Genomic DNA, 21,019 nt, shown 5'->3' on the forward strand with positions numbered 1-21,019 from the left:
TATTTAATGGGGCCGTTGTAAGGACATAAATGTCTGGCAGAATAAAAAAAGAACCTTTGTCTGCAAAGGTTCTTTTTGGTGGGCGATGACAGGATCGAACTGCCGACATCCTGCTTGTAAGGCAGGCGCTCTCCCGGCTGAGCTAATCGCCCGTGTGTTGATTTTAGATAAAGGAGGTTCTTCGCTACCGCTCAGAACTAAGCGATTCACACCAATCAGTCTTCGCCTCACGGCTCGCCTTCTTGGGTTCTCTGCTTATCGCTACCGCTCAGAACTAAGCGACTCACACAGGTTCTCATTTCGTCTATCGACTCGTGAGAACCTGGTTCGCTGCTTATGGTGACCCGTAAGGGAATCGAACCCTTGATACCGCCGTGAAAGGGCGGTGTCTTGACCGCTTGACCAACGGGCCAAAAATGGTGATCCACCCGCGACTCGAACGCGGGACACCCTGATTAAAAGTCAGGTGCTCTACCGACTGAGCTAGTGGATCATCTTCACAAGATATGATTATACAAGATGTCGGCAGGCTTGTCAATAAAAAATCACTTTGACCTGTACAGCAGGTAACAATAAAAATAACCTGAGGCAGTACCGCAGGTTATTTTTTATCATAAACTAGAACATATTTTCAAGTATAATAGTCTGGTCACGTCCAGGGCCAACTGAAACAATCCCAATCCCGATACCGCTAGCCTCACTTAAACGCTCAATATAGCGACGGGCGTTCAGGGGCAGATCCTCATATTTGCGTAGCTCACAGGTAGACTCCTCCCACCCCGGCAATTCTTCATAGATGGGTTCCACCTGGGCCAATACTTTAAGACTAGCAGGGAATTCATTCAGGATTTCGCCATTATATTTATAGCCGGTACAAATTTTAAGCGTTTTTAAGCCGTCAAGAATATCCAGACGGGTAATTGCCATATAATCTATGCCGCTGACATAACCGGCATAGCGGACAACGCAAGCATCCAGCCAGCCGCAGCGGCGGGGGCGGCCGGTTGTCGTACCATATTCATGGCCCCGCTCGCGAATGGTTTGACCGATTTCATCCTGAAGCTCAGTTGGGAATGGCCCCTCTCCCACTCGTGTCGTATACGCTTTGACAACACCAATAACTTTATTAATTTGCGTAGGCCCCACCCCGGCGCCGATACAAGCGCCGCCCGCGATAGGGTGAGAGGAGGTCACATACGGATACGTTCCGTGATCTAAATCAAGCAGTGTCGCCTGTGCCCCTTCGAAAAGAACTTTTTCATTATTTTTTATCGCTGCGTGCAATACCGCAGCAGTGTCAGTAACATAAGGTTTAAGCTGGCGGGCATATTCCAAATATTCTTGTTTTACTTGCTCATAATCAAAGCCCTCAACACCGTATACCGCTTTAAGCAAATGATTTTTAGCCTCTAAATTATATTCAAGCTTTTCACAAAACTCTTCTTCATCCATCAAATCCACCATCCGGATGCCGGCCCGGGAATTCTTGTCCATATAGCAAGGGCCGATACCGCGTTTCGTGGTGCCAATTTTCCGGTCACCGCGGGATTCTTCCTCCACTTCGTCCAGCAACCGGTGATAGGGCATAATCACATGCGCCCGATTGGAAACTTTCAGTCCCGAAGTATCAATTCCTTTATCCTGCATGCTCTTTAACTCTTTAAGCATCACAGCCGGGTCAATCACTACCCCATTGCCAACTACGCAGGTTTTGCCAGAGTACAATATCCCTGACGGCAATAAATGCAGTTTAAACTCCGTACCGTTAACAACAACCGTATGCCCGGCATTATTACCACCTTGATAACGAACAACAACATCGGCCTGTTCCGCCAGAAAATCAACAATCTTGCCCTTACCTTCGTCACCCCATTGGGTACCAATAACAACTACAGAAGACATCTAATCAATCCTTTCATACACAACTGGAAATAACTTATTTCTTCCTATAGCCCGAAACGTGCCATAATCGTGTCGACATGCCGCAAATAATAGGAATATTCGAAACACTCCTCAATATCTGAGGCACTTAGATACTGCTTGATATCAGGGTCAGCAATTACATTGGCTTTAAAGTCTGCGCCTTCCAGCCAGCGGGCCATGGCGTTACGCTGTACCCACCGGTAAGCATCTTCCCGTACAGCCCCTTTATCCACAAGCTTTAACAATACGCGCTGACTAAAAATCAAACCACCGGTTTTTTCGATGTTGGCCTTCATCGCCTCAGGATAAACCAGCAGGCGATCGACAACATCAGTAAGAATCCGCAGCATATAGTCGACCAGAATAGTACTATCAGGTAAGATAACCCGCTCGACCGAGGAATGGGAAATATCACGTTCATGCCAAAGCGGCATATCCTCGAGAGCAGACACCGCATGGCCGCGTACTACCCTGGCCAAGCCGGTCACCCGCTCACACGTAATGGGGTTGCGTTTATGGGGCATAGCCGAAGATCCTTTTTGCCCCGGGTGAAAATACTCTTCCGCCTCCCGAATATCAGTACGTTGTAAATTTCTAATTTCAGTGGCGAATTTGTCCAGCGAACCGGCTACAATGGCCAGTGCAGTCACAAATTCCGCATGCCGGTCGCGTTGAATAACCTGGGTAGCCAGCTTGGCGGCTTTAATTCCCATTTGCTGACATACATAAGTTTCTATATACGGATCAATGTTGGCATAGGTGCCTACAGCACCGGAAATTTTGCCAATAGCCACAGTATCCCTGGCCCGTTTTACTCTTTCGAGATTGCGTTCCGTCTCATCCATCCATAAGGCAAATTTCAGGCCAAGGGTAAGCGGTTCGGCGTGAATTCCATGGGTACGGCCAATCATCACTGTATACTTATGCTCCGCTGCCCGGCGTTTCAGTATATCACGCAGTGCTACAAGATCGTCAATGATAATATCAGCAGCCTGCTTCATCATCACACCTAAAGCTGTATCTTTTACATCACTTGAAGTTAATCCCATGTGAATATATTTTGCCGGTTCACCCACGTTTTCAGCCACAGCGGTTAAAAATGCCAAAATGTCGTGACGGGTTTCCTTTTCAATTTCACGTATACGCTCTACTGAAAACTTAGCTTTCTCCTTAATAACAGGTACAGCTTCAGCCGGAATCTGCCCCAGCTTGGCCATAGCCTCACACGCTGCGATTTCAATATCAAGCATTGTTTGGAACTCATTTTCGTCAGTCCAAATACGTCCCATCTCGGGATACGTATAACGTTCAATCATGATACCACTTCGCTTTCCGAACTGTTCTGAATGGTAGCAGGCAGTCCTGTATTTTTTACACAAACAAAAGACACGGCTGATTTGCAAATAAACCTTCTCTAGTTTTTCCCCTTTTTTCCCTTGTTTATCATAGCACTAGCAGATAATGGCTGTCAATAAAAAAACGAATGATTATATAAATATTAAAATTAATGTTCGGAAAATCAGACCAGCCTGCTGTTGGCAACAGCAGGCTGGTCTGATTTTATTGCCGGGAAATATTCATTAATATGTAATTTTTGGTCCACCCTTCAAAAAGCACATTCATTAGCTGTAAGCATACAATGTAATAACTATACTTCTACAAGGAGGAGTGATTATGGATAATCAGCAGAGATTTATCAACCAGGACTTCTATTGGGATGGTTGGATTTGGATTATTATTATTATTCTCTGCTTTGTTTTTTTATGCTGCGGAAACAGGTCTGCCCTTTAGCTGTTAATACGACTTGCCCCGGCGCTCATTCTTGCTGACATAAGGCTTGCCTATTTATAGGAAGAGTTAGCGATATTGTTATTGCTAACTCTTATTGGGGATAGCCTGGAAAAAAATTCGCCTCTTTGAGCCAAGACTTACTGCTTGGTTACCATGGCAGTCAGGATTGAGTGCTGTAACATGAGCATTGATTATAGAATAATATAGAGTAGATATAACTAAGTTGGCCTAGAAGGAGGATTTTTTATGTTTTGGAATACCAACAGAGAGCTTTGGTTTATCATTCTTGTCATCAGTTTGTTTGTTTTGTTATTCCCAGGATTCTTTGATGATACCTCTTGTACCTAATAATCCAACCATAAATGTTCAAAATAGAAATTACTTATTATCCCGCCTGAAGCTCCGAAGAGGCCGCCCTGAATGCAGCGCGGCTTTTTTCACGAACTGATGGGAATGGGGAGAATATAAAAGAATACAGCCACAAAATGGCATATACTGCCAGCAAGAACAAACATATGCCAAACTGCATGATTATAGGGTAATCTGCGCCAAAGATAAAAACCGGCACCGGCTGTATACAAGAGTCCGCCTGCCAGCAGCCAGCCAATTCCCATTGTTGGCAAAATAACGATAAGCGGCTTTATGCAGATAACGATCATCCAGCCCATAGCCAGATAACATATGGTAGAAAAAATTTTAAATCTCCCGGCATAAAAAATTTTGTAAAAAATGCCGATTAAAGCCAGGCCCCAAATTACACTAAACACGGTCCAGCCCAACATACCATGCAATACAACCAGAGTAAACGGCGTATACGTACCGGCAATTAACAAATAAATCGCCGAATGATCGATTATCTTAAAAATATATTTGAGTTTTTCATCAGTAAAGCTATGATAAAGTGTTGACGCCAAATATAACAATACCAAAGAACCCCCGTATATGCTAAAGCTGACCAAATGCCAGATGGTACCATATAACTGCGCTGCAGCAATAAGCACCACAAGCCCGCCAACAGCCATTGCCGTGCCAATGCCATGTGTTACCGCATTCAATCTCTCTTCCATTTCCGCCCTCCTGTACCAGTTTTTTTATAATGGACCTACCTTCATTATATTACTCTGCCGGCATATTGGAAATATCTTAATTCTTCCCATATTCCCTAGCATTAGCTATTTGCAAAGGTTTATTCCCTGATATTTGACCACTCACTTTCGTACAAGCCAGACCGTGAGTAAGAGCTGGCTATGGCGGGCGCTAAACATTGCTTATACGAAATGCCTGGCAAAAAGCGAGGTCGCAGGGCTTTATCCGGAAAAATTCTTCCTAGATAAAACAACACGGCTTGCGCTGAGCCTTTGGCGAAAGCGGAAGCCGATGTTGCCCTTATCCGGGAAAGTTATACTTTCTATCCTGAAAAATAGCATTTTTCATTCTTTGCTGGTGCCGTTGTAACGACATGACTGCCTATCAGGATAAAAGCAGCCCGGCTGGCTGCTTTTCATGTATGCTATGCCGGCTTATCCAGGCATCTTTGATAAATCACTAAACTTAGTAAACTGCTTATGGAAAAAAAGTTGCACACTGTCAACAGGTCCGTTGCGGTGCTTAGCTACTATTATGTCGGTAATATTCTTGCGTTCAGTCTCAGGTTCATAATAATCTTCGCGATAGATGAACGCAACAATATCTGCATCCTGCTCAAGCGATCCCGATTCCCGAAGGTCACTCAGCATTGGTTTTTTTACCTGCCGGGATTCTACTCCCCGGCTCAGCTGCGATAAAGCGATTACCGGCACCTTAAGCTCCCGGGCCAGTGCTTTCAGGGAACGGGAGATCTCCGATATCTCCTGCTGGCGGTTTTCACTGCGGGAGCTGCCGGCACTGCCCTGCATCAGTTGCAGATAATCAATAATAATAAGCTTTAAATCATGTTCAATTTTTAGACGCCGCGCTTTGGAACGCATCTCCATTACCGTGATACCGGCGGTATCATCAATAAAAATCGGGGCGGCAGCCAGACGGTCGGCGGCCCGGACCAGCTTATCCCAATCATTGTTTTCTAATTCGCCAATCCGGAGACGCTGCGCATCAATCGGTGCCTCAGCACACAGCATGCGCTGCACCAATTGCTCTTTGGACATTTCCAGACTAAAAAACGCAACTGATTGTTTTTCCTTAATGGCAATGTTTTGCGCAATATTGAGAACAAATGCGGTCTTGCCCATACTGGGCCGGGCTGCTATCAGGATCAGGTCTGATGGCTGCAGGCCTGAGGTCAGTTTATCCAGGTCTTTAAAACCTGTAGACAAACCGGTAATACCGCCTTTGGAGGAATACAGCTCAGATACCTTGTCAAAAACATCAAAAATAATATTTTTAATGGAAGCAAATTCCTGCCCGGCCTTACGGCTGGATACTTCCAGAATCATTTTTTCAGCCTTATCCATGATAACCGCCACTTCTTCGTTGGCCTCATACCCCATGCCGGCTACATGGGTAGCCGTATTGATCAGATTGCGTAACAGCGCTTTCTCCTCGACAATCCGGGCATGATACATAACATTGGCGGCAGTCGGGACACTGTTGGCCAAAGCCGACACATAGGCTATGCCACCGGCAGGCTCCAGTTTTTCGTCCCGGCGCAATACTTCAACCACAGTTACCAGATCGACAGCATCGTTTTTATTAAAAAGCTCCAGCATTGCTTTATAAATAAGGCGATGGGCTTCCCGATAAAAGTCTTCCGGCCTTATAATTTCCGAAACTTTAGAGATAGCCTCGCGTTCAATCATCATGGCACCAAGCACCGACTGCTCGGCTTCTACGTTTTGGGGCGGAACGCGGTCAATCATGTACTCTTCTCCCTCACTTAAATGCCGCGCCTGCCCAGACGAAATTGTCCTGAAAGCAAAACGCGGCAATCTCTCTTACTTATTACGCGCTGGCTGCCTGAGTCTCGTCAAAAAGTATCGCCAACGCTTCTTCTACGGTAGTAACTGGACGGATATCCAATCCTAAGTGCCCTTCCGGAATATCTGTTTTGTTTTCGTAGGGAATAATCATGGTAACAATTCCCGCCTGTTTGGCACCATAGGCTTTTTCAAAGACACCGCCCACTGCTTTAACCCGGCCCTGGATGGAAATTTCACCGGTAATAGCAACATCCTGACGGATAGGTTTGCCTGTAATTGCTGAAATAATCGCCGATAATATAGCGGTACCGGCTGACGGCCCGTCAATACGGCCACCACCAATAATGTTAACATGTAAATCATAGCTGGCCAATTCGTGGCCTGTTAACTTCCTGACAACAGCAGCCGCATTAAATACAGAGTCTTTGGCCATACTGCCGGCGGTATCATTGAACCGGATACTGCCCTTGCCTTTTTCAGAGGGAAAGGCGACAGCCTCAATCTCAAGTACGGAGCCAAGATACCCGCTTACGCCAAGGCCGAATACCTTGCCTATTTCATGGGTAACTGACGCCTTACGATTAACATAGGGGGAGAGGCGGCTGACTTGCGCCACCCGGTATACATCCGCACTGCTGATGATAACCTTCTCCTGATCATTGTCAGTTCGCAGCAAAGCCATACTGTAGGCATCAGACAGGATATTCACAGCCTTGCGGCCTTCAATAGTGTAATCACTGATAAGATGCGGCACCTCGGGTTCAATGGCAACCTGCAGTTTGGCAGCCGCATTATAGACAATCTCCTCAATATGCTTAGGGGTCAGTGGTTCAAAATATATCTCAGCACAACGCGAGCGTATTGCCGGGGTAATATCACCGGCCTCACGGGTAGTTGCACCAATTAAGACAAAGTCGGCAGGTGCGCCCTCTTCAAACAGTTTTTTAATATATTTGGGCACACTGGCATCTGATGGATCATAGTAGGCGGAGTCAAAAAAGACCCGCTTATCTTCAAGAACCTTTAACAATTTATTCTGCAGCATAGGGTCCATCTCACCAATTTCATCGATAAACAATATGCCGCCGGTTGCATCTGTTGCCAAGCCGGGCTTGGGTTCAGGTACTCCGCTCTCTGCCAGATCACGGCGGGCCCCCTGGTAAATCGGGTCATGCACCGATCCTAACAGCGGATTAGTAACATCCCGCGGGTCCCAGCGGAGGGTTGTGCCATCAACCTCGACAAACGGGGCATCCTGGGCAAAGGGGGCATTTCTCAGTTTCTTGGCTTCTTCCAGCACAAGGCGGGCAGCCGTCGTTTTGCCAACTCCTGGTGGCCCATACAGAATGAGATGCTGCGGATAGGGTGAAGCCAGTTTGGCTCTGAGGGCCTCAACCGCCCGCTCCTGCCCGACAATCTCGTCGAGAGCCGCCGGGCGCAGGAGAGCCATCGCAGACCTGGTCAGTTTTCGGTTCTCCAATTTTTCCAGCAAAGCGAATTTTTTTAGCGTTTGCGGGTTTTCGGCATTTGCGTCGCTTTCTTCCTTTATAACCTGCATGCGGATTTCCTGTACATATTCCTGATGACGTTCTTCCATCTTTTCGGCAATTTTCTTTTCAATGCGTTCTTCTAACGTGCGCCGGGCGCACAGGTCAGCCAATTCTTCCTCTATCTCCCCTAAAATCCCCGGAATCTCCTGGGTTGGCGGCAACGTGTCAATTGTCGGATCTTCAAACACCAGCTTCTGTAATGCCAGTACCCGCTCAGGCAAGTCAGCGGAGCGCATAAGTTCCAGTGCTCCCAGTTTGCCGGCTTTGAGTACCACCTTTTCTGCGCCCATAACGCCGGTGTACAAACCGTACAAGGCGGCGACTTGGCGTTTAAGCTGATCTTCCTGATTGCCGAGACCGCTAACAGCGCGTTCCCGGCTGCTACTGCGTACCAGTTTGTTAAAAAAATCTTTCATTGTCTTATATACCTTTCTATTTTTCGGTTTGGAAAGCCGGGACCGGCCGAGTGTCTGGAAGGTTCTGTCCGGCCGTTACTCCGGCTGTACTATTACTTGAATCTGAGTGCCAACTTCCTGATGCAGCTTAATCGGCACAGTAAATGTTCCCAGCGACTTGAGCGCATCTTTAAGCTCAATTTTACGCTTATCAATCTCAAGTTTATGCTGGGTGGCCAAGGCATCGGCAATGTCCTTGGCCGTCACTGAGCCAAAAAGCCGGCCGCCTTCGCCCATTTTTACCGGGATGGCAACAGTTATTTTCGCCATTTGCGCGGCCAGCAGTTTGGCTTCATCCAGGATCCGCTCTTTTTTGCGCTCCTCTGATGCTTTTTGCTGCGTGGCTGTGTTGACGTTATTAACAGTAGCCGGAATGGCCAGTTTTTGCGGCAATAAATAATTACGGGCATAGCCCTCGGATACTTCTACAATTTCACCTTTTTTACCGAGTTTTTTCACTTCTTGCTGCAGAATTACTTTCATGTGTTCCACTCTCCTTTATGTAACTATCTACTATATCAATAAGGTTAGCTTTGACTTCTTCCGTTGTGGCATTTTTGACTTTGGCGCCAGCTACCGACTGATGGCCCCCGCCACCCAGCTGTTCCAGAATCACCTGAACATTAATATCGCCATGGGACCGGGCACTGATCCCAATACCCTCCTCGGTTTTAAATAGCACAAAGCTTACACGCACACCCTCAATATTGAGCAGCATATCAGCGGTTTGCGCCGCGGCCACCTGAGCATTTTTAACATCGGCCGGACAAATGGCGATAACAACACCCTCGTGCGGCATTTCGGTATTTTCAATAATAGCGGCCCGGTTTTTCATTGTTTCAAAATCGACCCGGAACAAATGCCTGACCAAAGCCGGGTCCGCCCCTGCCCGCCGCAGATAAGAAGCAGCCTCAAAGGTTCTCACGCCTGTCTGGACAGCAAAGTTTTTCGTGTCGACAACAATACCTGCATACAGCGCCGACGCCTCTAGCCGGTTTAGTTCCAGTTTATCATCAAAGTAACCCAAAAGCTCGGTTACCAGCTCGCTGGCGGAAGAAGCTGACGGTTCAAGATATACAAGCAGGGTATTGGCAATAATAGTCTCCGCCCGGCGATGATGGTCGATAATAACTGTCCGCTCGGCTCTTGCTAACACATCAGGAGCGGCAGCCAGCTCCGGCCGGTGAGTATCCACAACAAAAACCATGGTTTTGGCATTAACAAGTAATGCCGCCTGCATTGGCGATATAAACAAGTCGCGATATTCTTCGTAGTCCAGTAACAGTTCTGACAGTTTATCAACAGCCACACCCGGCTGACTTACAACAATATGAACCTGTTTCTTCATGTGACGGACCATTTTGGCAACCCCCAGGGCTGCCCCCAGACTGTCAAAGTCTTCACCGGTATGCCCCATCACCACGATACTGTCGGACTGATCTATGAGCTCCCGGATAGCCTGCGCCACAATCCGGGCTTTAACCCGGGTATTTTTTTCAACCGCTTTGGCTTTGCCGCCAAAAAACTGAACCTTGCCACTGATATTGACAGCAGCCTGGTCACCGCCACGGCTGAGAGCCAGGTCCAGGCCGGCCTGCGCCCGTTGTCCAAGCTCGGCCACCGAGTTTTCCCCCGTTGCCGCCCCCAGACTTAATGTCACCGGAATTTTATTACCGGCCTGAATGCCGCGAATCCGGTCTAAAATATCAAATTTATCCCCGGTCATCAGCCTGTCAAGAGCGCAACGGTTTAATACTGCGATATAGGTATCTTCACTGTATTTTTTAAGGTACCCGTCCAGTTCGGTAATCCATTCAGCCAGCATCCGGTTTACTTCACCTAAAATCGTCGTCCGCTGGCTCTCACTTAAACCGGTCAATGCATCATCATAATTGTCAATTTGGATATACGCCAGCACCGTCTGAACCTGGCAGCTTGCCATCTTATCGGCCTCTTGTCCGGTCACATCGGCAATATAAAGAACAGTGCGGGTCTGATCAACGGCACGGTAAATAACATCAAAATAATGGTTATCGGCCTCAAACCTGATTTGTCCATCTTTATCAGTCAATTTTTCAATAGGCAGCGCCGGCCAGATTTTAGCCAGCGACTGGCCTGGTTCGGTTGATTCTGCAACCCATTCTGACAAAAGATCGTTGCGCCATTCAATGTTCCCCTGCTGATCAATGATCACAATGGCCAGCGGCAGATTTTGAAATGCCTGGGCCGCGGCCGAATCAACACAGCGTCCAATCGTCTCCAGATAATCGCTGACAGCCTTTTGGCGGGCCGAATAGCGTTCCCGCCCATATAAATAGAGTGCATACAGCAGGACCGCCCCCAACGCGGCGGCATAGGGATTATAATAACCAATAATGATCAGCAAAATTGCTGTAACAGCCAGATAAATACGGGTGTCAAACCAAAATGATGGACCTTGAGGCATTTCAATCCCTCCTGTTACTCCAAACGCGGTGCACGCAGCTGACGATAGTCGAAAATCAAATCAAACGCGCCGCCGACAATAATGGCCTGCATGAAGATCCCGTTAGAAAAGATCAAGAATAGTATAATACCTCGTACAAGTCTTGACAAATTGTATTTATCGGCAAGGAAGTAAAAGACAGCCAATCCCTGAACAGCCAGCAGCATGGTAGCAATTACCTGCAGATTCACACCGGCATTATATAATATTTCCAATTCCCGCGACTTACCCCAGTAAAGAGCCAGTAGCGCAACCACTAAAGCATAGATGGTAATACGAGGCACTGTCCAGTGGCGAAACGGCGGGAACGGCTCAACCCGGTGACCAAGCCGGCCTAAAATAGCCTTAGCTACCTGAAAGTTAAGAAAGGTATCCACGACAGCAGCCAAAGCAAACCCGGCGGGTAAAATAATCTTCATAAGCTCAATCATCGGCCGCATTGCAGCCTCCATCTGCGCCAGATCTTCCGCCTTCATTCCCATGGTCCGGTAAAATTCCATCGCTTGCTCCAGGCCTTTAACCATCGCTTCTGTTTGCAGATTGAGCGGGTTGAAACCCATAACCGCAGCAGTAATCGCAATAACGGCAGCTTTGGACACCAGGGATGCCGCGGACCCTAAAAGCAGCGTTTTCGCCGGTGAAAAGCCCTGCCGCAGCGCAAAGCCTAGGGCAATCCCAATTAAGCCAAAACCAACAACAACGGAAACAGCGGTAAGCGGATGCATGAGCAGGGCAATGATGATGCCTGAGGCGATAACAGCCAGTATGCTCCATCTATATCCGTGCCGTACCCCAAGTAGTACGATAGGAACAGGCCACAGCAGGTTGACAAAAGCCCCGATAACAGGCACATAGGTGCTGATAAGAGCAAAAATTATAGCAACAGCGGTAAGTATCCCGCCTTCAACGATCGGTCTGACCGGAGTTTTTTGCATATTTCACCTCTTCTGGCGGAGATGGCGGCGGTATTCGCTCATATCTCCAAACCAACGTTCGACTTCGGGTTCCTGGCTTATATTGTGCCCAAGCTTAGCATTTACAACCTCATCCATTTCTGGATAATCAATCCCCAATCTCCGCCCCAGGACATAGGCTGAAATAATAACCTGAGCCAGCGCTTCACCAATGGCTTCCCGCTGATTGCGGGCCATGGCCTGATATAGTTTACCCACTTCAGCCAAAAGATCAGCCTTTAAGCCCTCAATTAGCCTAATCCTTCTCAAAATATCCGATTCTTGGGAGAACACTAAACCCCCTCCTTAGTCCATCTTATTATATTCTAAGGTGGCACTGTTATTTCCTTCTTGGCAACTAAGGAAAATCAATGCAGGCCCCGGTAGGAAAGCCGGGGCCTGTTATAAGATGAATAAATTTTAATAATTGCTAAGTTAATGTACTGTAAAAATTAAGTTGGCTTTTTATTGAACCTTACATACACAGTTGTGCCGGTTGACCCAGTGGTAACGTCGATTTGCGCATTATGCCTGCTGGCAATTCCATAACATACGGTTAAGCCCAGACCGGTGCCATTCGCTTTACTGGTTAAAAACGGGGTTCCCAACCGATTGATAATATGGCTCGGAATCCCCTCGCCTTCATCTTGTACTACCAGAACCACCTGCTCGTTCTCTTCATAGGTCTTAATCACAATAGAGCCTGTTCCCGGCATAGCTTCCAGTCCGTTCCGCACTAAATTCAGCAAAAGCTGGCGAATCTCTTTTTCATCTACGCACAGGTTATGAACAGCCCCCAGTTCCAGCACAATATGTTTACTCGCCGCCAACGCATCGGTTGTCAGTAATGGTTCAATTGCCTGGATAATGTTATTTATATTTGCTTCTCTGCAATCCGGCTGTTTGGGCTTAGCGACTGACAAAAACTCAGAAATTATCGAATTGGCGCGGTCCAGCTCGCTAATCATCAATTCGAAATATTCTTGATATTGGCGGCAGCCGTCTTTTTTCATCAACATTTGCAAAAACCCCCGCACAGTTGTCATGGGATTGCGGACTTCATGGCTGATCCCGGCTGCCAACTGGCCGACCAGACTCAGTCTGTCCAGGTGTTGTATCTCTTCCTCCATACTTTTAATCTCTGTTACGTCATACGCATTAGTCAATAGTAACTCCATAAACTCCATCGCCTGTTGGGAAAACTCAATTTGAGCGTCATTGAAGCCTACAGGCAGGTTGTCAAAGAGCAAACAGCCAACTGCATTGTTGCTGCGTATGAATAGCGGCATAACCAATGTAGAGACTTTGGCACCGAAACACGCCTCGCTGTCTGCGCCGGCAAGGCAGCCCTCGTGCTCAACTACTACCGGCTGCCGTCTAATAATCGCCTCCATTAAGGCTGGCATTATACTTCCAGGCAACTGCCCCCCAATAATATCCGGAGATTGATTATATACATACCTTATCTGCCAACTGTCTTGCTCATGCCTGCAGCCCACAGCCGCCCGACAGTCCATACCAACCGTCAGGGAGGCAATAACCACTTGCATAAAATGCTCAATATCAGTGATCCAGGCCAATGATTTTCTAATACTGCTGAAAGTCTCCGGCAATTTCCGCAAGTATCGCTGGGTCGTTACATCCTGGCAAAAAACAAGTAGTCCGCCGGAATAGGGCACGGCCCTGCTTTTTAACCATATATTATACTCGGCAACAAATGCTTCGGCTTCAACCACCTTCCCTGTTGTTACAGCCTTTTGATATTGGCACATAAGAGGATGCCCCCGCCCTGCTGCCAGCATAACATAAATATCCTGTCCAATAAGCTCTTCCCTGGTTTTTCGCAATATTTCCTGGGCTTTAACATTAGCATACGTAAATCGCCAATTAGTATCAAGAGCAAAGTATCCATCGCTGATGTTTTCCAGTAATCTAGAGGAATTGCCAGATTGCACAGATTTTCCCCTCCCCTCGGTACTCAGCCGGCCAGGCATTCTCATTACATTATGCCTGACCGGCACCAACATTTGACAGGGATATATATTCCATGGCATTTAGATATTTCCTTTTTACACAGAAAACACGGCTTGCGCCGAGTCTAGCGACAGCCAAAGCCGCTGCTGCCCTTATCCAGGCGGAAAGTTATCCTTTCCTCCTGGATAAAAAAAGAGTAAGAAGCCTTGTCGAAAAGGCTTCTTACTCTTTTTACACAATGTGCCCGCCCTTTTATTCTGCAGTAAACGGCAGCAGCGCAATATTACGAGCACGTTTAACCGCTAGCGTCATTTGACGTTGGTGTTTGGCGCAGTTGCCGGAAATGCGGCGCGGCAGGATTTTGCCCCGCTCGGTGGTGTACCGGCGCAGTTTCGGAAGATCTTTATAATCAATTGAGCTTACTTTATCAACACAAAAGCTGCAAACTTTTTTCTTTGGTTTACGGCCTCTTTCACGTTTCATAGCCATTCATTTACCCCCCTTTTTAAAACGGTATTTCCTCTTCAGGGAAGACATCTTTGCCGAACGAATTTACATCTATATTGCCAGCGTCACCACTTGACGCCTGTTTACGTTCCAGGAACTCAATGGACTGCGCTACCACTTCGGCGATGCGACGTTTCTGCCCGTCATTTGTTTCATATGAGCGGATCTGCAGACGTCCCTCGACTAATACCCGCTGGCCTTTGGTCAGATTGTTGCCGCATGTCTCGGCCAGTTTTTCCCAAGCAACAATCGGAATGAAGTCGGCATTGTTTTGCCCCTGGGCGCCACCGCCAAATCGATTGACGGCCAGGGAAAAGGATGCAACCGCTTTGCCGCTCTGAGTATATCTCACTTCCGGATCTTGCGCCAAGCGGCCGACAAGGATGACTTTATTCATATATCCTCACTCCTCCTGGCTACAAAATTAATCTTCCAAGCGGATAACCATGTGCTTAAGAATTTCATCGGTAATCTTCAGCACCCGCTCCAGTTCGAATACCGTTGCTGGCTCGGCAGTGAAGTTGATCAGGGTATAATACCCTTCCATGAAATCTTTTACTTCATAAGCCAGACGTTTTTTGCCCCAGCGGTCAACCTTGTCAATTGTACCGCCAGTGTTCTTGATAATATTTTCGAACTTGGCAATGGTTGCATTAGTAACCTCTTCGTCATTAGGCTTAATGATAATCACGACTTCGTATTTTCTCACGAAATCACCTCCTCCTTTGGACTATTGGCTCCCCTTAGGGAGCAGGGAAGGTTTTGAATAACAAAACCATGTCACACTATATAATTGCGACTAAATAATTATATCATTACTTGTCTGGCAAATGCAAGAAAAATACTTAAAATTGTTGGATATTCTGTATTTGGCTGGCATTAGGGTGCTGTGGCGGTTGAGGAATCATAAAAGCCAACAGCAGCGCCAGCCCCAGAGAGGCGAGCGACCACTGCAAGGCCCCAACAATACCAATATAATCACCCACGGCCCCGGTTATTGCCGCGCCAACGCCTCCCAGCCCAAAGGACAGCCCCAGCATCATACCGGAAGCCATCGCAGCATTGCCGGGAATAAGCTCCTGCGCCCAGACAACAGAAGTTGGTGCTGTACTCTGGAGCAAGGCGCCACCGAGGGCCAGCAGGCTGTAACTAACCAGCGATGGACTAAAATCGCGCAAAAACAAATAGATAACAGGCAAACACAACAGCAAAGACCCGATAAAACCGGCTTTACGGCCAATTTTATCCCCCAGCCAGCCACCAAACAAGGCGCCGCCGGCACCACTTAACAAAAACACGGTAAGCATGCTGGCAGCCACAGCCGGCGGCTGACCGGCTTTGGCCAAGGCTACCGGCAAAAAGGTGGGTAAAGCCACTTGCATCCAGGAACGCAGGGCATTAACAATATTCAGCATAATAAGACCGCGCGACCGATACCAGCGTTCTGCTTGGTTTTTATTCTCACCATTTGCCCGGCCTGCCGCCGGGCTGATATTAATTTTATGCAAACCCGACAGGTAAGAAGCCCCTGTTACCACCAGCCCAGGAATAATCAGCCATAACAGGCCGGCAGTACCGGCAATATTTAGTAAATACAGGATAACCGCCGGTGCCACGGCATAACCAACATTGCCACCAAATACAAAAATTGCCATGGCGGTCCCCTTCGTCTCAGCGGTTACCACCTTCCCCATGAGGCTGGCCGCCAACGGATGGAACACCGATGCTCCCAGCCCTGCCAGACCAACCAAAAGAAACAAAATCAACTGACTGTCTGCTAAACCTGCCAAACAGATGAACACGGCACTAACAGGTGTCGTAATCAGAATCAGCCAGGCTAAACCATGTCTGTCAATAATATAGCCGCTGATTGGCTGTAACACACTGGATATTATCGAATAAACCATAACCAGCATCCCGCTCATCGTCAGAGAAAGGCCCAGTTTAACCATAACAAGCGGCAGCAATGCCGGTAAAAAATTGGCGTAAAAATCACTGCAAAAATGCCCGGCCCCCAGCAAAGCAACATAAAGAAAACACGGCTTGCGCCGAGCCTTAGCGAAAGCGGAAGCCGATGTTGCCCTTATCCAGGGAAAGTTATACTTTCTATCAGGATTAAAAAAACTTGAGTTCCTCATTGCTCCATTCACACCGCTACCCCCTAAAAGAAAAAGAGCGGCAGGCATCCGCTCTATACATTAAATCTGAAATAGGTTACATCGCCGTCCTGCATAATGTATTCCTTACCCTCAAGGCGGACCCAGCCCTTTTCTTTAGCCGCGTTGTGGGAACCGGCTGTCATTAAATCAGTATAGGATACAATCTCTGCCCTGATAAAGCCACGTTCAATATCACTGTGGATCTTGCCGGCAGCCTGAGGCGCTTTTGTTCCGCGGACAATTGTCCAGGCCCGTACTTCCTGTTCCCCGGCGGTAAAAAACGTCATTAGACCCAGCAGCTTAAAACTGGCCCGGATCAATTTATCGAGCCCCGATTCAGTTAAACCAAGATCAGCTAAAAATTCACAGGCCTCCGCCGCAGGCAGCTCGGCAATTTCCGCTTCGACCTTGGCAGAAACAATAATGACCTCCGCCCCTTCCCGCGCCGCATGTTCTTTCACTTTAGCCACATGCGGGTTAGCGCTGGCATCAGCGGCTTCCTCCTCACTGACATTGGCAACAAACAGTGTTGGCTTTAACGTCAGCAAAAACAAGTCTTTGAGAGCTTCCGCCATAGCCCCGTCAGTTACAACCCGGCGGGCAGGCTGGCCGTCAGCCAGCGCCTGCTGCACCGTTTTCAAGACTTCTAATTCGGCCGGGGCTTTTTTATCACCGCTTTTAAGCATTTTTTGGACACGGTCCATGCGTTTCTCCACTGTTTCCAAATCAGCCAGGCACAACTCGGTATTGATAATATCGATATCCCGCAGCGGGTCCAGACCGCCGGCCACATGGGTGATATTATCGTCGGCAAAGCATCTGACGACCTGAGCCACGGCATCGACCTGACGGATATGAGACAAAAATTTATTGCCTAGGCCTTCCCCCTGGGCTGCGCCCTGCACCAGGCCGGCAATATCTACAAACCGCATGGCAGCTGGTAACGTCCGCTGCTTGGGTTTATACATTGCCGTCAATTTTGCCAGGCGGTCATCGGGAACATCAACAACACCCACATTAGGTTCAATTGTACAAAAAGGGTAGTTGGCAGCCTCAGCCCCGGCTTTGGTAATCGCATTAAACAGCGTGCTTTTACCAACATTCGGCAAGCCGACAATGCCAACTTCAAGATTAGTGCTCATGAATAAATACTCCACCTTTAGAGCTGATTGATTTTCAGCCAGAATGTTTAAACAAATACAGTTAACTTTTACATTGTAAGATATTGCCGGCTGAAATACAAGTACGCACTTCGCTCCTATTACTTACCTGCCGGTGGCACCGTCTGCACAACAGCCTTAACCCCTTTTTCAAATTTTGGCCGGGGAATCATTACCTGGCGGCCACATTGCAGGCATTTAAGGCCAAAATCAATGCCTGTGCGGGTAATTTCCCAGCGGTCACCACCACAAGGATGGGGCTTTTTCATTTTGACAATCTCGCCAACTTTATAGTTGTACCTTTCGTTCATGTCATCCTCCTGTCTTAACCGCTGCTCCCGGCAATGAGGAACCCGGACTTACCACCTGAGGCGCAGGGATTTTGGCGGCTGTAAAACGTTCTTTGATCAGCCGGCGTAATGTCGTTTCCACTTTCACTTGCTCCAATGGTACTGTTTTGGCTGTTATGCGGATAACCACCTCTCCCGGTTTTAGATCAACAACGCCTACAACATTCGGCCCGGCCAGCACTTCAGGCATACTTGCCCCGACAGAACTGCAGGTTTCTTCTAGGATTTTAAAAATCTCGCCAATATCAGCCTCATAAGGTACAGGCACATTAACAACCGCCTGCATATAGCCGCGCGTATAATTGCTCACCTTGAGAATCGAACCGTTAGGAACTATATGGAGAATACCGTTGCCATCCCGTAGCTTGGTAACGCGAAACCCCATTTCCTCGACTGTTCCGGTCATATCGCCGATCACTACATAATCGCCAACGCCATATTGGTCTTCCAGGATAATAAAAAAACCGGTAATAAAATCTTTAATCAGGCTCTGGGCGCCGACACCTACAGCCAAACCAATAATACCGGCCCCGGCCACAATTGAGGTCGTATCGATTTTAAACTCCTGAAGCATCAGTACGGCAACGACAAAGTAAATAACATATCTGATGATACTGTGCAGCAGGCTGCTAAGCGTCCGGGCCCGCTGTTCTTCCAGGTATATTGTCTTGGCCCCTGGCTTGGGAATAAAAACCCGTTCAATGATGATATTGGTAAATCTCAGCAGTATCATGCCGCCGATACCAATAGCCACCAGCCGGATCAGTGTCACCGCTATAGCCAGCCAATAGTCTGATGTCAGCAATTGTTCCACAGGCTAACCTCCATACTCACTTATCTTCTCATAAACATATACGTTATCACCTGTCAACGTCCGGCTAAATAATTTTGACCAGCGTACCCTGGCCGCAGCCAAGAGACTAAGGATCAGATATTCCTGCTGCGCTGCAAACAGCAGGCATTGACCACAGCTAATATCGATCTCCCGCGGCGTTGGCAGATCATAGGCCGGAATACCGCTTTGACTCAGTAGTTTTCCGGCTTTAATGGCCTGATGCACTGACGCAAAAGAAATCAGCCTGTCATAACTTTGATATGTAATAATATCACCTGCTTATAAAGTCACAGCTTTAGCTTTAGCAATGGTTTCAACAATAGTATACATATTCGTCACTTCGCCAACCGCCAATTTATCCTTGAGCTGATAATAATCAAGGCAGGTACCGCACGCCAGGACAGTAACACCCCTCTCAGCCAGCAGTTGCAGTTGCTCCAGCACCGGCGAACCCTGGATAGTCAGCCGAACGCCGCTATTAATAAACAGCAGCGCCTCCGGTTGCGGTTTGGACTCCAGTAAAGTTGTCATAAAGGCTTTCATCAAAACTGCGCCCAGTTCCGGTGCGCCATGTCCCAACGAATCCTGCGTAAGCAGGTATACCTGACCGCCGACAGCCGGGGCCGGGCCGGGCGTTGTTGCCGCAGCCGCCACTGCTTGGTGGCCTGTGCCTTTAATGACGGTAATGTAGTAGTGGCCGCTTTTTTCCTCTACAGCCGCTCCCAAACCATTGGCGCCGGCAAACTTAACGACATTAAGCTTTGCCACCTCATTGTCGACAATGATGGTAATCCGGCCTGAATCGACTGTTTCCAGGGTCTTTTTGGTCTGAATAACCGGCTGTGGGCAAACCAGCCCCCGGCAATCAATAACTTTATCTGACATAAATCTCTCCCCTTCCGTCTGTCATAACTTGTCCAATCAGACAGGCTTGTGCTAAACCTGCGTCATGCAAGGCAGCAATGAATGCTTCTGCTTGCTTTCCCGGTATGGCCAATAGCAATCCCCCTGATGTTTGGGGATCAAAGCAGATATCCCTGATGTTTTCCTGTACAGTCTCAGCAAAGGTCACTGTTTTGAGATAATTACGGTTGGCGTAAGCCCCGCCAGGCACCAGCCCCATAGCAGCGGCCTCGGCCGCGTCAGGCAGCAGCGGCAGGGCCGTGCTGTCAATCGTTATGGCAACTTTGCTGCCTGCCGCCATTTCGTATAAATGTCCTAATAAGCCAAAACCGGTGACATCTGTACACGCATGAACACGAAAGCCTGCAGCCACCTTGGCGGCAGCTGCATTGAGTGCCGCCATGCCGGCAGTTGCCGCAGCCACACCCTGCGGAAATAGATCGGCCCGCGCTGCCGACGTCAAAATACCAGTGCCCAGCGCTTTCGTCAGCACCAGATCATCGCCGGGTTGAGCCCCCGCATTGGTCCAAACCTTATCAGGGTGGGCAAGACCGGTGACTGCCAAGCCATATTTAGGTTCATCATCGGCAATGCTATGCCCGCCGATGATAACGGCCCCTGCCTCAGCGACCTTATCCTGCCCGCCTTGCAGAATAGCCAGCAGCACTTCCCCCGGCAGTTTACAATGGGGGAAAGCCACCAGATTGAGTGCCGTTAACGGCGTTGCCCCCATTGCATAAATATCGCTTAAACTATTGGCCGCGGCAATTTGTCCAAACAGATAAGGATCATCAACAATGGGGGTAAAAAAATCAACTGTCTGCACCAAGGCTGTTGAGTCATTTAATTTATATACCCCGGCATCATCTGACGTAGTAATGCCTACAAGCACATTAGGATTAACCATTACCGGCAGTTGCTTCAAAACCCCGGCCAGATCCCCTGGCCCCAGTTTGGCAGCACAACCGCCGCGTTGGCTGTACTCTGTAAGTTTTACCACAGGTATCCCCTCCCAGGCTAATATTCACTTGATTAGATTGCCTAGTAGATATATTATAA

At 48.1% G+C, this 21,019-nt stretch carries 20 protein-coding genes and 3 tRNA genes; all 23 read right to left on the reverse strand.

Annotation, left to right across the window (positions count from 1 at the left end; genetic code table 11):
• Positions 1 to 76 precede the first annotated feature (76 nt).
• A tRNA-Val gene (locus ACZ481_RS00375) sits at positions 77 to 152 on the reverse strand.
• A 185-nt stretch (positions 153 to 337) separates the two neighbouring features.
• Positions 338 to 412 (reverse strand) — tRNA-Glu (locus ACZ481_RS00380).
• 5 nt (positions 413 to 417) lie between these two features.
• Positions 418 to 493, reverse strand: a tRNA-Lys gene (locus ACZ481_RS00385).
• A 125-nt stretch (positions 494 to 618) separates the two neighbouring features.
• Complete coding sequence (locus ACZ481_RS00390; protein ID WP_464768241.1) at positions 619 to 1,902, reverse strand: adenylosuccinate synthase; 1,284 nt, start codon at positions 1,900 to 1,902, stop codon at positions 619 to 621.
• A gap of 44 nt (positions 1,903 to 1,946) precedes the next feature.
• Positions 1,947 to 3,239: an adenylosuccinate lyase gene (gene purB / locus ACZ481_RS00395; RefSeq protein ID WP_464768242.1), complete on the reverse strand. Its 1,293-nt coding sequence runs from the start codon at positions 3,237 to 3,239 to the stop codon at positions 1,947 to 1,949.
• Positions 3,240 to 4,151: 912 nt separating this feature from the next.
• Positions 4,152 to 4,781, reverse strand: a complete 630-nt coding sequence (gene trhA / locus ACZ481_RS00400) for a PAQR family membrane homeostasis protein TrhA (RefSeq protein WP_464768243.1) — start codon at positions 4,779 to 4,781, stop codon at positions 4,152 to 4,154.
• Positions 4,782 to 5,234: 453 nt separating this feature from the next.
• Positions 5,235 to 6,569, reverse strand: a complete 1,335-nt coding sequence (gene dnaB, locus ACZ481_RS00405) for a replicative DNA helicase (RefSeq protein ID WP_325525843.1) — start codon at positions 6,567 to 6,569, stop codon at positions 5,235 to 5,237.
• Positions 6,570 to 6,651: 82 nt separating this feature from the next.
• The gene (gene lonC / locus ACZ481_RS00410; protein WP_464768244.1) at positions 6,652 to 8,595 is read right to left on the reverse strand and encodes a Lon family ATP-dependent protease; all 1,944 of its coding nucleotides are present in this window, start codon (positions 8,593 to 8,595) and stop codon (positions 6,652 to 6,654) included.
• A 75-nt stretch (positions 8,596 to 8,670) separates the two neighbouring features.
• A complete protein-coding gene (gene rplI, locus ACZ481_RS00415) occupies positions 8,671 to 9,117 on the reverse strand; it encodes a 50S ribosomal protein L9 (protein ID WP_464768245.1) in 447 nt (148 codons plus the stop codon).
• Positions 9,077 to 11,080, reverse strand: a complete 2,004-nt coding sequence (locus ACZ481_RS00420) for a DHH family phosphoesterase (RefSeq protein WP_464768246.1) — start codon at positions 11,078 to 11,080, stop codon at positions 9,077 to 9,079. Before ACZ481_RS00420 ends, rplI begins: the two co-directional genes overlap by 41 nt.
• 14 nt (positions 11,081 to 11,094) lie before the next feature.
• The gene (locus ACZ481_RS00425; RefSeq protein WP_464768247.1) at positions 11,095 to 12,054 is read right to left on the reverse strand and encodes a YybS family protein; all 960 of its coding nucleotides are present in this window, start codon (positions 12,052 to 12,054) and stop codon (positions 11,095 to 11,097) included.
• A 3-nt stretch (positions 12,055 to 12,057) separates the two neighbouring features.
• Entirely contained in the window at positions 12,058 to 12,342 is a 285-nt protein-coding gene (locus tag ACZ481_RS00430) for a MazG-like family protein (protein WP_464768248.1), read from the reverse strand.
• Positions 12,343 to 12,524: 182 nt separating this feature from the next.
• The gene (locus ACZ481_RS00435) at positions 12,525 to 14,027 is read right to left on the reverse strand and encodes an ATP-binding protein (RefSeq protein WP_464768249.1); all 1,503 of its coding nucleotides are present in this window, start codon (positions 14,025 to 14,027) and stop codon (positions 12,525 to 12,527) included.
• Between the two features lie 271 nt (positions 14,028 to 14,298).
• A complete protein-coding gene (gene rpsR / locus ACZ481_RS00440) occupies positions 14,299 to 14,529 on the reverse strand; it encodes a 30S ribosomal protein S18 (protein ID WP_325525862.1) in 231 nt (76 codons plus the stop codon).
• A gap of 22 nt (positions 14,530 to 14,551) precedes the next feature.
• Positions 14,552 to 14,950 carry a single-stranded DNA-binding protein gene (locus ACZ481_RS00445; protein ID WP_464768250.1) on the reverse strand — a complete coding sequence of 133 codons (399 nt, stop codon included), beginning with the start codon at positions 14,948 to 14,950 and terminating at the stop codon, positions 14,552 to 14,554.
• Between the two features lie 27 nt (positions 14,951 to 14,977).
• Entirely contained in the window at positions 14,978 to 15,262 is a 285-nt protein-coding gene (gene rpsF / locus ACZ481_RS00450) for a 30S ribosomal protein S6 (RefSeq protein WP_464768251.1), read from the reverse strand.
• Between the two features lie 136 nt (positions 15,263 to 15,398).
• The gene (locus ACZ481_RS00455) at positions 15,399 to 16,703 is read right to left on the reverse strand and encodes an MFS transporter (protein ID WP_464768252.1); all 1,305 of its coding nucleotides are present in this window, start codon (positions 16,701 to 16,703) and stop codon (positions 15,399 to 15,401) included.
• A 41-nt stretch (positions 16,704 to 16,744) separates the two neighbouring features.
• Positions 16,745 to 17,854, reverse strand: coding sequence for a redox-regulated ATPase YchF (gene ychF / locus ACZ481_RS00460; RefSeq protein ID WP_464768253.1), 1,110 nt, complete (start codon positions 17,852 to 17,854; stop codon positions 16,745 to 16,747).
• 119 nt (positions 17,855 to 17,973) lie between these two features.
• A complete protein-coding gene (locus ACZ481_RS00465) occupies positions 17,974 to 18,183 on the reverse strand; it encodes a DUF951 domain-containing protein (protein ID WP_464768254.1) in 210 nt (69 codons plus the stop codon).
• A gap of 1 nt (position 18,184) precedes the next feature.
• Positions 18,185 to 19,036 carry a mechanosensitive ion channel family protein gene (locus ACZ481_RS00470; protein WP_464768255.1) on the reverse strand — a complete coding sequence of 284 codons (852 nt, stop codon included), beginning with the start codon at positions 19,034 to 19,036 and terminating at the stop codon, positions 18,185 to 18,187.
• A gap of 3 nt (positions 19,037 to 19,039) precedes the next feature.
• Positions 19,040 to 19,327, reverse strand: a complete 288-nt coding sequence (locus tag ACZ481_RS00475; protein WP_464770693.1) for a putative Se/S carrier protein — start codon at positions 19,325 to 19,327, stop codon at positions 19,040 to 19,042.
• A gap of 9 nt (positions 19,328 to 19,336) precedes the next feature.
• Complete coding sequence (yedF, locus tag ACZ481_RS00480; protein ID WP_464768256.1) at positions 19,337 to 19,942, reverse strand: sulfurtransferase-like selenium metabolism protein YedF; 606 nt, start codon at positions 19,940 to 19,942, stop codon at positions 19,337 to 19,339.
• Positions 19,932 to 20,966, reverse strand: a complete 1,035-nt coding sequence (selD, locus tag ACZ481_RS00485) for a selenide, water dikinase SelD (protein ID WP_464770694.1) — start codon at positions 20,964 to 20,966, stop codon at positions 19,932 to 19,934. The genes yedF and selD overlap by 11 nt, the downstream gene beginning before the upstream one ends.
• Positions 20,967 to 21,019 lie beyond the last annotated feature (53 nt).

Source organism: Sporomusa intestinalis (assembly GCF_055383785.1).

What these genes read in the sequence shown, in the direction of transcription:
- lonC (WP_464768244.1), bottom strand. Translation starts at nt 8,595, where the DNA reads ATGAAAGATTTTTTTAACAAACTGGTACGCAGTAGCAGCCGGGAACGC.
- ACZ481_RS00445 (WP_464768250.1), bottom strand. Translation starts at nt 14,950, where the DNA reads ATGAATAAAGTCATCCTTGTCGGCCGCTTGGCGCAAGATCCGGAAGTG.
- ychF (WP_464768253.1), bottom strand. Translation starts at nt 17,854, where the DNA reads ATGAGCACTAATCTTGAAGTTGGCATTGTCGGCTTGCCGAATGTTGGT.
- ACZ481_RS00390 (WP_464768241.1), bottom strand. Translation starts at nt 1,902, where the DNA reads ATGTCTTCTGTAGTTGTTATTGGTACCCAATGGGGTGACGAAGGTAAG.
- rpsR (WP_325525862.1), bottom strand. Translation starts at nt 14,529, where the DNA reads ATGAAACGTGAAAGAGGCCGTAAACCAAAGAAAAAAGTTTGCAGCTTT.
- ACZ481_RS00420 (WP_464768246.1), bottom strand. Translation starts at nt 11,080, where the DNA reads ATGCCTCAAGGTCCATCATTTTGGTTTGACACCCGTATTTATCTGGCT.
- ACZ481_RS00425 (WP_464768247.1), bottom strand. Translation starts at nt 12,054, where the DNA reads ATGCAAAAAACTCCGGTCAGACCGATCGTTGAAGGCGGGATACTTACC.
- purB (WP_464768242.1), bottom strand. Translation starts at nt 3,239, where the DNA reads ATGATTGAACGTTATACGTATCCCGAGATGGGACGTATTTGGACTGAC.
- yedF (WP_464768256.1), bottom strand. Translation starts at nt 19,942, where the DNA reads ATGTCAGATAAAGTTATTGATTGCCGGGGGCTGGTTTGCCCACAGCCG.
- ACZ481_RS00465 (WP_464768254.1), bottom strand. Translation starts at nt 18,183, where the DNA reads ATGAACGAAAGGTACAACTATAAAGTTGGCGAGATTGTCAAAATGAAA.
- trhA (WP_464768243.1), bottom strand. Translation starts at nt 4,781, where the DNA reads ATGGAAGAGAGATTGAATGCGGTAACACATGGCATTGGCACGGCAATG.
- dnaB (WP_325525843.1), bottom strand. Translation starts at nt 6,569, where the DNA reads ATGATTGACCGCGTTCCGCCCCAAAACGTAGAAGCCGAGCAGTCGGTG.
- rplI (WP_464768245.1), bottom strand. Translation starts at nt 9,117, where the DNA reads ATGAAAGTAATTCTGCAGCAAGAAGTGAAAAAACTCGGTAAAAAAGGT.